We start from the raw sequence: 10,550 nt of genomic DNA, 5'->3' as shown, positions 1-10,550 counted from the left end.
CTATTTCACAGACTTACAAGGTAATAAAATAGACCTGGGAGAAGATGAACAAGAGATTTATTTAGTGATTGAAGGCGAAAACCTAGTGGGCGAGCAAATAGATATAGACCTTACTGATAAAAAACTGTATTTTGAATATAATGGTAGCATATTAGAAAATGACCTACTAAAGAATTATACATTCAAAAATGACAATAAAGAACAAATAAAATTAAAAGTAATAGATACTAAATTGATACAAATATGGGAGGTTTAAAAATTACATTAAAAAGTACAGGACAAACAATAACAGCTAAGTTAGACACTGATGATGAAGATTGTTTCATTTGTAAAGATCCTTTTATTTTTAGAAAAGCATTGATTAAGATAGCTCAGACTGATGGAAAAAAATTAGCTGAAAAAGAAATTTATGAGTCTAAAACATTTTCATCAGAAGTATATCCTATGACATTATTCTCTTTAAAAACAGGTGAAGAAATTAAAATAGAAGGAAATTTTCCAAACTATGAAGAGAATAAAGGAGTATATAATAAGACAATGAAATTAATGGGAGGATTAAATGTTAAAGAATTTGATTCATATATGGAGGTTTATGAGAAAAGAGCTTCTAAGGAAAAAAATATACCTTATAAAGCAAAGATTTTTATAAAAGAAGAGGCTTATTTTCATATTTCTTCTGTTGAGGTTATAGAAGGTAGAGTAACCTATACTGATAAGGATAGTAACTTAATTAGGTTTAGTAATAATATAAATCAATATGTAGCAATATTGTCTTTTCAAAATAAAGAAGATCTAAATCTAATATGGGAAACTTATTATTCAGAAGTAAGAAATAGTATTATAAATGATTATATGAAAAAGAAATCTAAAAAATAAAATTGTAATAATATATGAGAAAAATAATAGTTATATTTATCATACTAACAGCAATAGTAATATCTATTTCTATTGCATTTGTTTTGTATTATAATCAAAAGAAAGCTATCTATTATGCTGAACACAGTTTGCTATATAAATATTGTATTGATAACTATAATGCAAATAATAGGAATTTTTTATATAATAAATTCTTAAGCACAGTAGCACAAAAAGATGATACTTTATATAATCTTCTCAAAAAAGAAAAAATAGTTTTTTTACCTTATCATGGGTTTATATGGAAACGTTCCCAAAACATTAAAAATTACATTGACAATAATGAGTATACCTTTTCTAAATTTTTATTTTCTGATAAGAATATTTATATACAAAAGGATGTAGAAGCGCCTATAACAAGTTATAAACCATCAGTAATCTATAAATACAAAAGTAATATCTTTATTGAGGATACTCTATTTAATGATAAGTTATTAAGAAATAAATATGCAGAGATTATCAACTGTCCATTACAAAATTTTAATGCCTATCTTAATAATAAAAAAATAGAAGATTTAAATGCATTAATTCTGATGCAGACTAATAAGATATACTTTATATATTCTGATTTTGACAAAGAAAGTGAGGAAATTATAGCACAGATTCTAAAAGATAATTACACTTCTACGAAAGATACATTTATAGTAAAAATCAATTATTATAATCTTAAAGATGCAGAATGTGTGTATATAAAATAAGCTCATTTTTATTCCTCTCAATCAATTATTCCCTATATAACTCCTATATACGCCCTATATAAATAAATTGCGTATATAGGGTAGTTATAGGATGTTAATAATTTATAATTATTCACAAATATTTGAAAAAAAATATTTGAGGTGTCTAAATAATTTCATATATTTGCACTCTGAAAATTAATGTATTATGGAATTATTTAAGGGACAAATAAAAGACTTTAATATAACTCAAATTCCTAGTAATGATGGGAAGAATTTTCCTACATTACATAAGGTAATACATCAAGTAAAGTCTTGGATACGAGATATATATTCTTGGGTTTCAGAATTTAACATAGACCGATATTTAGCTGAGTATAGTTTTAGAATCAATCGCTCACAAAATAAAGATACTATCTTTAACAAATTAATGAAAAGAATTGTGGAACGTTCTCCCGTTTCCCAAAGTCAATTAGTATGTAGCTAAATAGACACCTCAATTAAAATAATTGAATATGAAATTGTTAAACATTATAATAGTCTTTTTTAGCATTTTTTGTAATGCTCAAAACAAAGAACTGATTAGTAAGACGTACTTAAAATTACAAAACGATAGTAAATCTTTTGAACAATTCGTTTTTTATGGTTTTTGTAATTGTAATGATACTTATTTATACACAGAAACATTTGAAGATAACTACACAACCACATTTAATCATCTAGAACCATTACCCCGATTTTTCGAAAAAGAAGAAATAAAGAAGGTGTTAGAGACTTATCACAACAAATACAAAAAGAGATTTGAAGGTGTTCAGAATAGTTATTATAATGGTTATTTGATAGTGTCTAAATGTTATAAATTATATAATGTGTCAAATAAAAATTTAAAGAAAGCCTATTACAACCTACTATCTAATGATAGATTACAAAAAGAATGGATAGAGGATTATATGAGAGATTATTTAGATTATTATTTTATTAAAGTTCAAACTGAATAATAGATTGGAAATGTTCAAGCAACATTGTTATCAAGCGAGCAATGGGGAGATGTATTAAAAAATATGAAAGGAATTATCCTATTTAGTATCTCAGGATGGAGTAATGCAGTAGGTCAATATCACTCTTTGGGATGGAGAAAATCTAATTTATGTAGGAAATATTTCTGACTATAACAATCCTGATCATCCTCATTACTACTTTCATATGACAAAATACTATGATGGAGAGGTGGGTAAAAAAGATAAAATAGCTCAAACTGATTTAATAAAATTATGGTAATTAAAATAAAAATAATAGTATTACTTTCATTTACAACTAATTTTATAGTTGCTCAGAATACACTAAAAGAGTTAAAAAGGTATGCACTCTACTATTGTATTGGGCGTAACTATCATTTGGCAGATAGTATATGTAATACTCACGATTATACTGCATCATACATATTTGAAGTGAAGAAAATATCTAATGAATTAATGGATGAAGTAAGAATTTTTACAGAGAAAAATACTACTGAATATTATAAAGTACCACCGCCTCCTGCTTGGTTAATTGATGGAAAAGCTAATTATATTTGTTACTTTTGTACTGATTTTTATGAATCACAAGAATTACATTATTTTATAAAGAGACTCATACGTAAATATAGAAAAAAACAACCTTTATCTGATGAATAAAATTTGTACTAAGTTCCGCAACTTCTTAGTTAAAAAAAATATCGCAGATTAAGAAAAACGATAGCATTATAGCTGATTGACAGGATGGGAAAGAAAATAAATGAAAATAATTGAAGTAAATAACATCTATTTTCAAAAATATTTCGTACCTTTGCTCCGCGTAAAGTTCTTAGAAAGAACATAATAAGAATAAAACCACAATGATCTATAAGAGACTCATTTACATATCAGCACTCATCTTTACAGCCGCTTGCTCAACAGCTAAGTACATTCGTGAGGTGCCCTATCATTATTCTACGGATAGCTTTCGCAAAGCCGCGCAAGCTCATAAGGATAGTATAGATGCCAAATACACAGAAAGCAACTATAAAGATGAGCAGCTTTCAGATGAGGAAATACGACTTAAAGAAAAGTATTCCATCATCTTAAAGACGATGCCACAGGATATACGCAATTATCCCTTATACGCTTATATTGATGCTTGGATAGGTACGCCTTATAAACCGCAGAGCTTGGATAAGAAAACAGGTGTAGATGCCTCTTACTTTGTGCAAGCACTGTTTAGCGATATTTACAAAGAGACCTTTCCTAAAACTGCTGATGGTATATTCCGCTCTAAATCCTTACAACTTTTTACAGGAAGAGATTTCTTAAAAGAAGGCGATATATTGTTTTTCAGATATTCCAAAGACCAACCCATCTCAGATGTGGGGATATACCTACACAACGACCGTATCTTAGCCTGCACTGAGGAAGGGTTAAATATCTATGATTTTAACGACCCTTATTTTCAATTGCGCTATGTAGCTGCTGGGAGACTAAAACAAGAAGAGCAAAAAAAATAATGACAACAGACTTAGAACATATCGCCCAAGAAATCACTGCTTTGAAATACGACATCAAGGCAGAAGTCCTTGTCAGTGACCTGATACAACACAAGCATATCAAAGAAAACCAGTGTATTGTAGAGAAGGAAGGGCAGTTTGCACGCAGTTATCGCTTTGATGTGTTGGACGCTTCTGTAAAGGACTATCTCTACGATGCTACTCAGATGCTTTACATAAGTCTCTCCCGTGATAGTCTGTATGATACCTTACCTGAAGGAATGGTACACAGCAAAAATGCGGATACCTCAAAGAAGGGCATAGAGACAATGGTTAAGGAGTATCGCCAGCAAAAGGAAGAAGAGAAAGCAGCGAGATTGTTCTTTGCGCCTTTGGAGAATGAACTCTTTCAATTTAATGTACAAACAGAAATCTTTGAGAGTTCCTTCTTAAAAGAAATCAATAGCACCCTTGCTCCTGATGTACTGTACACCCTATGGAATGTCCCTATGAGCTTTGAGCCAGTATTAGCCTCAAAGTTTATCAGTCTATTACCCTATGCACATAAGATTATAGGCGACCTTGATAAGACCTGTGAGGTACTATCACTACTTATCGGTGAAGAGGTCAAGGTAAATATCAGAGAATACGACAACTATGCAGATACCGCCCAAGATACCCTACTTGGGAGTTGCTATTTAGGTTTGGATACGATTGCAGGTACTGATTATACAGATTACACCAAGCATTTAGATTTGCAAATAGGTCCTTTACAGCAAACTGAGTTACCTGAGTACCTACATCAAGGAACTATTAAGGAGTTTTTGGCATTTTTTTATAGGCACTTCTTCCCTATGGAAGTAGAGGTAACCACAGAGGTGCTACTGCCCAAGGAAAAGCAATCATCAACCCTAAATGCAACAGAATCCTCCTCCTATTTGGGATACAACACTTACCTAACAGATTGATAAAGCAGATTAATATTACAATATACTATGAACCATATAAAGAAATACTTTGGACACTTACTTGACCCGCAATTGATTATCATTGTGCTGGTTATCATTATGGGCTGTGTAGCCTTAAAGATGTTTTTTGTCTCAAAAGTAAGTGGTTTTAAGGATAAATATAAAACCAAGTTCTATATCTATGTAAGTGCAGCCGTATTTGTTTATGCGCTTGTCCCTCTAATGGGTTATAGCCGCCTTTTTATAGACAACAACCTATATGAATTTATCTTCTATCAAATAGCCTCATTAGGACTGGGAATACTCCACTGCTTTTTATATCGCTACTACTTTAAGAAGTTTGACTCAAAAGAGCCTCTTACAGAATATCTCTTTGCCATCCTAATAGTAGCCTTTGCAACTATTCCATTCTTGGTTATTTATTCTTTCCTGAATGATGTAACCTTTGCTTATTGGATGTTGATGCACTTCTTGTGGTTTTTTGTGCCTACTTTGCTTAATGACAGTTTTAACAGAGCTATCAGCATTCCCCCTGTGGAGTACGAGTCTTGGCAGTTTCCCACTGATTACAAACAAAGAGGAAGTATCAAGGATGAGGAAATGCGTGATTTGGTACTCATCTCTTTAGTAGTAAAAAAGGAAGAAACAGATGAGAATTTTAGTTCTTTTAGAGCAAAAGCACCCTCACGTATTGATTTTGGGAGACTTTTCTACAGTTTTGTGTTGGACTACAACGAAAAACACTCTAATGAACCTATACAAACGGAAGATGACAATGGCTTGTGTCATTGGATTTTTTACTTGCAACCTAAGTGGTATGAGAAAACGCGATTTATTATTCCAGATGGCACACTTCTTTCCAATAACATCGTTGAGAACAGTGTGATATTCTGTATAAGAAAAGAAGGTGTAGACAGTAAACCTGAAGAAAAGGAGGAAGAGGGCGAAACCTATGAATTTCAATAGTATAACCCTAAAATGACACGCTTATGAGTCGTATATACAAAGTAAAGAAAGGGGATACCTTACAGTTGATTGCTGAGAAGCTTCAAATCTCAGTAAATGACTTGCGGCATTATCACAATATGCGTTGTGAGTTATGGGAACTATTGGAACAGAAACTAACCTCTAAGACAGAGCGTATTATAGTTCCTTCAGAGGAAGAACTCGCTTCCTTGCAAGGGCATCAACAGGCTGTACAAAAAGAATTAGAGCGTCCTTCACGTTATTTGGATAAGAAGTTTTATGCAAAGGACTATAAAGTAAAAGAAGTAGTCATCACCTCAGATAAAGAAGTAAAAACAGATTATTCCCTTTCTTTACAGATGGAGAAAGCAGAGAAAGGGTGGAGTATGATTGTAAATACAACTTATGAGGAGGCTGATACTAAATTCACCGAGTTAGCAACGGCTTGTATGCAGGCGATGCAACCATTAAAATACCATCTATCTATAAATGGGGGGATCACTGATATAGAAAACCACCGAGAAATCATTGAGCGATTTACGCAAAAACGTACTGGTATAGAAAGTTATTTTGAAGGTGAGTTAGCCAAAAGTTATACCAATGCTTTCTATGAAAAACTCATAGATAAGGAATATATGATAGAACGCTTACAGATGTCGTTCCTAAATCAGGTGTTCTTTCCTTCTATGGAATGGTTTCATAAAGACAATGAAAAGTGGGAAGAGGAGTTTTGCCCTGTGCAAGGCAGTGCTTTTATTCCTTATGAGTTAGAAGCAGAAGTGATATTTGAAGAGTATGAGATAGTAACAATTATAAAAGGGGAATTGAAGAGAAATTATAACCTACCTGAATTGTATAAAGGGAAGAAAGCTATAGATAAAATAGATCCTTTTGAGAGCAATTTTGAGATTATATATGTTACAGAAAAAGACACACAACAACTTTCTGTTATAGAAGCCTCATTAGATATTTATTCTAATGGTGAATTACATAGAAAAAATATGATAGGAATAATAAAAAAGATATAGCTATGGGAAATATAAAAATCATACGTAACAAACATACATTTACCACTGATACAGGCAAGGAGTATATTTGGGTCGCTTATGTCATGGGAAGCTCCAAGGCATATACTACACCAGACAAGAAAAAGGAAAAAACGTTTGGTCAATTTGGTAGTATAGCAAGAGAATTTGAGATTATGATTTTTGCTCCTAATGATAAAACACTGAAAAAGGAAAATCATTTGGGAATGTTAACTATTCGTGTAGATAACAAAGGAAGGATTATTGAGGAGGAAGTTGCTAAACAAAATGTCACCCCTAAAATTTTAGAAGTCAATTCTATAAAAATGGGAGATGGAGACCCTAATAAAGTAAGTTACCAAGATACTTTGCTTGTATGGGCTAATACTCAGGGTTTACAAGATAAAGAAATAACTTTTAAATTATTATGGAATAATGATGATGAACCTAAAAAAGTTTTTAAGGCAAAAGTCGACAATAAAGATAGAGCAGAAGTAAAAATACCTTTGATAACATACCCAGATGTATTAGATGCTTATGTAAAAAATAAGACTTCAAAAGATAAATCAACAGAACACACTTTTAAAGTAGAAGCCAGTTTTGGAGAACCACCAAAAACAAATGGTAAAAAAGCAACTCAAGTTAAAGGAGAAATAAAAGATGCCTACTTTATAGATAAAAATGGGGAAAAGGTAACAAAACTTAAGAAAGGAGATGTCGTTAGAGTATGTATTGAATCAGAAGGAATGATTAATAAATATTTTCAGTATTTTATATTGGAAAAGGATAAATATACCCCTGATGACTCTATAACAAGCAGTGGAGTACTCACATTTAAAGGTGATATCTTTATAGGAAGACCGATTGAGATTGATGACGAAAAGCTTCTTTGGGGAGGAAAAGATAGAGAGGGAGAAGACAGATATGAACAAGATTATATCATTAAAGTAAAAACATTTAAGGACAGTAAAATATCTAAACCTAAGTCACTTATCCTTGAAGAAGAAAAAGATAAAACTTTTTATAGTAAAAGCCCTGTAAAAGTAAGTGTTAGAGAAAAAAGCGAAAAAGAAAAAACACCTTCTACTGATGGCTTATTTTTACCTGATATTCAAATAAAAGAAGTTTACGAAATAAAAGAGGATAAAAAAGTTTCTTTGAAACTTGATAAAGAATCTAAAAAACAGATAAAAGTACTTGACGAAAAAACAAGTATAGCAACAGAATACAAAGATAAAGATATAAAAACGGTAAAACAAACCAGTAGTATGATTATTCGCTTTTCTGTAACGCCAAGAGGAGGTAAGAAAATAGGCTATTTAGGGTTATTTTTAACAACAATCCCCGAAGCAGAAAATCTCTATGGATATGAGTTGTACTATAACTATAAGAATGTTTTATCTCCTAGTATAGCTTCTATAACAATAAAAGAAGGTGAAAAAGAAAGACCATTTGGCTCGGGGTATACAACAAAAATAAACGGAAAAGAAACAGAGTTTGAACTAAAGATTATTTTCAATAAAAATGCTAATAGTGATGTGTTTATAGATATTTTTAGTAATACCAATGCTCCCCTTGCAAAACCCACTTTGTCAGGTACTGCCCTGCATAGGTTTAAGATGAAGATATGGGGTAATGTTTTACCACCTTGGATGAAAATTGCATTTGAAAAATTTAAAAAGGCGAAAGGAGTAAGTGAGGGAAAGGATCCTTTATTTTCATTTGCTAAAAGTTGTTTAGAATTTGGAGGAAACAATTCTCGTCCAGATAATAATGTTTCTGGTCAATGGTGCGCTGCTTTTGTAAGTTGGTGTGTCAATGAAGCTAAATATAAAGTAGGAGAAAAAGGGGAGCAAAGAGTTAGGTCACAACAATTTATTAGATTAGCAGAAGAAGGAAAAGTTTATAAAATAATTGATAAACCTGTAGTGGGGTGTATTGTTGTGATGAGTAATTATAAAAAAGACACACAAAAACCTGATGGTAGTGGACATGTAACTTTTTTATACGCTATTGATGGAAATAATTTAGTATGTTTGGGAGGAAATCAGGGTGATCGACTTAAATTTTCAAACTATAAAAGAAATGGAGTTAATTTTAATTTTAGTAAAAATGGCTCAATTTATCAACAAAAATTTAATTGTTTTCTTATGCCTATAGATTATCCTGAAGCTCTATATAATTATAATATTCCTAAATTAACTGCTGATGAGGCGAACAAGAAACATTTTTTAAATTTAGAAACAGAAGAAAATGAACAGACATTTTAAGGTATTATTGACTATTTATAGTATATTTATCTGTACTATTGGCATAGCACAAGAGGATAAAAATTATAGGGAGACTCCTCTTACAGATATGGAAATTAAAAAACTTTTTCCTGCTGAGGTGTTGCAGCAGATAGGAGTTGAATTTCCTATATTTAGGGTGTATCCTTTTGAGGATAAAGATGGCAAGCAGTATTTGATTCTTACTGAAAAGGTAATAAAAGGCAACATACAAGATGAAAAGAGTCCAAAAAGGTCTATAAAGGCTTTTAACGTATCTTTTGAAGCAGATAAGACTGTAAAAGTGCGATGGACTATTACTGATTATATTGATAAAGAAAGAGAGACCTCTATCTGGTTTTGGCCACGTTATTTAAGATTGAAAGACTTAGATAATGATGGTTTTGTAGACCCGATTGTAGTGTATGGGACGAAATCTATCTATGGAGATCATTTTGAAGAAGGTAGGGTAAAAATTCTGATTTATCATCTCGGGAAGAAAATAGCTATCCGCCAGCAAAATTCGGAAATGGATGACGGAAGGCACACCCAAGTGGATAAAAGTTTTTATGCGTTGCCTTTGGGTATCAAGAAAAAGGTATATGATATGATAGAATATCTTGAGGATAACAGACATGCTTTGTTTCTTTCAGAAGTAAAAGAACAAATTAAAAACTCATTGAAGACTCAGAAAAATACAACTTCTTCCTTTGATAAAGGTGAAACCATTGATGAATTTTTACAAAGAGCCAAAAAAGCAGCTTCTTCCGATGTTGAACTGAAAAAGACGATAAACTTTCCGTTACGAGTAAGAGGGATTAATGATAAATCAGCTGTTTTTGAAGATAAATTTTATTCATTTGCAGAAATAAAGGATAATGTAATGCTATATGAAGGAACTTTCAAGGCAGGACTACTTTCAGCTGTTCGTATTTATCGTGGAGATTGTCAACTTTTTAATGATAAAAATTGCTTTGTAATAAAATCAACTGAAATTGGTCTTACTGAAGTTGTTCTTTTGAAAAAAGGCAAACGATATATAATAGTAGGAATAGAAATATTGACAGCATAATAATACTTACTAAAATTTCTATGATGTAAGTTTATGAAAAACCTTTACCTTTGCAAACAAATAAAACAAGATAGAACAATGAACAACCTACTCACCCATTATCCTGTGGATTGGATAGACGGAAGATAACTTCTATAACAATAAAAGAAGGTGAAAAAGAAAG

Annotated in this window: 10 protein-coding genes and 2 pseudogenes; all 12 read left to right on the top strand. The window is 31.5% G+C overall.

The window, feature by feature from the left end; all coding sequences use genetic code 11:
- Nucleotides 1–256 (top strand): annotated as a pseudogene (locus tag HMPREF9073_RS16140) (DUF4280 domain-containing protein); the annotation flags it as partial.
- On the top strand, nucleotides 244–876 hold the full coding sequence (locus HMPREF9073_RS01515; RefSeq protein ID WP_009412213.1) for a hypothetical protein: 633 nt from the start codon (nucleotides 244–246) through the stop codon (nucleotides 874–876). The pseudogene HMPREF9073_RS16140 and the gene HMPREF9073_RS01515, both read left to right, overlap by 13 nt.
- A 14-nt stretch (nucleotides 877–890) precedes the next feature.
- Nucleotides 891–1,613: a hypothetical protein gene (locus HMPREF9073_RS01510; RefSeq protein ID WP_009412212.1), complete on the top strand. Its 723-nt coding sequence runs from the start codon at nucleotides 891–893 to the stop codon at nucleotides 1,611–1,613.
- Between the two features lie 208 nt (nucleotides 1,614–1,821).
- Nucleotides 1,822–2,079 (top strand): annotated as a pseudogene (locus HMPREF9073_RS01505) (IS1595 family transposase); the annotation flags it as partial.
- Between the two features lie 28 nt (nucleotides 2,080–2,107).
- A complete protein-coding gene (locus tag HMPREF9073_RS01500) occupies nucleotides 2,108–2,590 on the top strand; it encodes a hypothetical protein (protein ID WP_002680302.1) in 483 nt (160 codons plus the stop codon).
- Nucleotides 2,591–2,863: 273 nt separating this feature from the next.
- Nucleotides 2,864–3,265 carry a hypothetical protein gene (locus HMPREF9073_RS01495; RefSeq protein ID WP_009412209.1) on the top strand — a complete coding sequence of 134 codons (402 nt, stop codon included), beginning with the start codon at nucleotides 2,864–2,866 and terminating at the stop codon, nucleotides 3,263–3,265.
- A gap of 200 nt (nucleotides 3,266–3,465) precedes the next feature.
- Nucleotides 3,466–4,110, top strand: a complete 645-nt coding sequence (locus HMPREF9073_RS01490) for a C40 family peptidase (protein ID WP_009412208.1) — start codon at nucleotides 3,466–3,468, stop codon at nucleotides 4,108–4,110.
- A complete protein-coding gene (locus HMPREF9073_RS01485; protein ID WP_009412207.1) occupies nucleotides 4,110–5,057 on the top strand; it encodes a type VI secretion system baseplate subunit TssG in 948 nt (315 codons plus the stop codon). Before HMPREF9073_RS01490 ends, HMPREF9073_RS01485 begins: the two co-directional genes overlap by 1 nt.
- A 27-nt stretch (nucleotides 5,058–5,084) precedes the next feature.
- Nucleotides 5,085–6,023, top strand: a complete 939-nt coding sequence (locus tag HMPREF9073_RS01480) for a TssN family type VI secretion system protein (RefSeq protein ID WP_009412206.1) — start codon at nucleotides 5,085–5,087, stop codon at nucleotides 6,021–6,023.
- Between the two features lie 23 nt (nucleotides 6,024–6,046).
- Nucleotides 6,047–7,051, top strand: coding sequence for a LysM peptidoglycan-binding domain-containing protein (locus tag HMPREF9073_RS01475; protein ID WP_009412205.1), 1,005 nt, complete (start codon nucleotides 6,047–6,049; stop codon nucleotides 7,049–7,051).
- A gap of 2 nt (nucleotides 7,052–7,053) precedes the next feature.
- Complete coding sequence (locus HMPREF9073_RS01470; protein ID WP_009412204.1) at nucleotides 7,054–9,318, top strand: CHAP domain-containing protein; 2,265 nt, start codon at nucleotides 7,054–7,056, stop codon at nucleotides 9,316–9,318.
- Nucleotides 9,302–10,387, top strand: coding sequence for a M949_RS01915 family surface polysaccharide biosynthesis protein (locus HMPREF9073_RS01465; RefSeq protein ID WP_009412203.1), 1,086 nt, complete (start codon nucleotides 9,302–9,304; stop codon nucleotides 10,385–10,387). The genes HMPREF9073_RS01470 and HMPREF9073_RS01465 overlap by 17 nt, the downstream gene beginning before the upstream one ends.
- Nucleotides 10,388–10,550: the final 163 nt, after the last annotated feature.

The organism is Capnocytophaga sp. oral taxon 326 str. F0382 (assembly GCF_000318295.1).
Lineage (GTDB): Bacteria > Bacteroidota > Bacteroidia > Flavobacteriales > Flavobacteriaceae > Capnocytophaga > Capnocytophaga periodontitidis.
The sequence above is the reverse complement of the archived record's forward strand: the minus strand, read 5'-3'. Positions and strand labels throughout refer to the sequence as shown.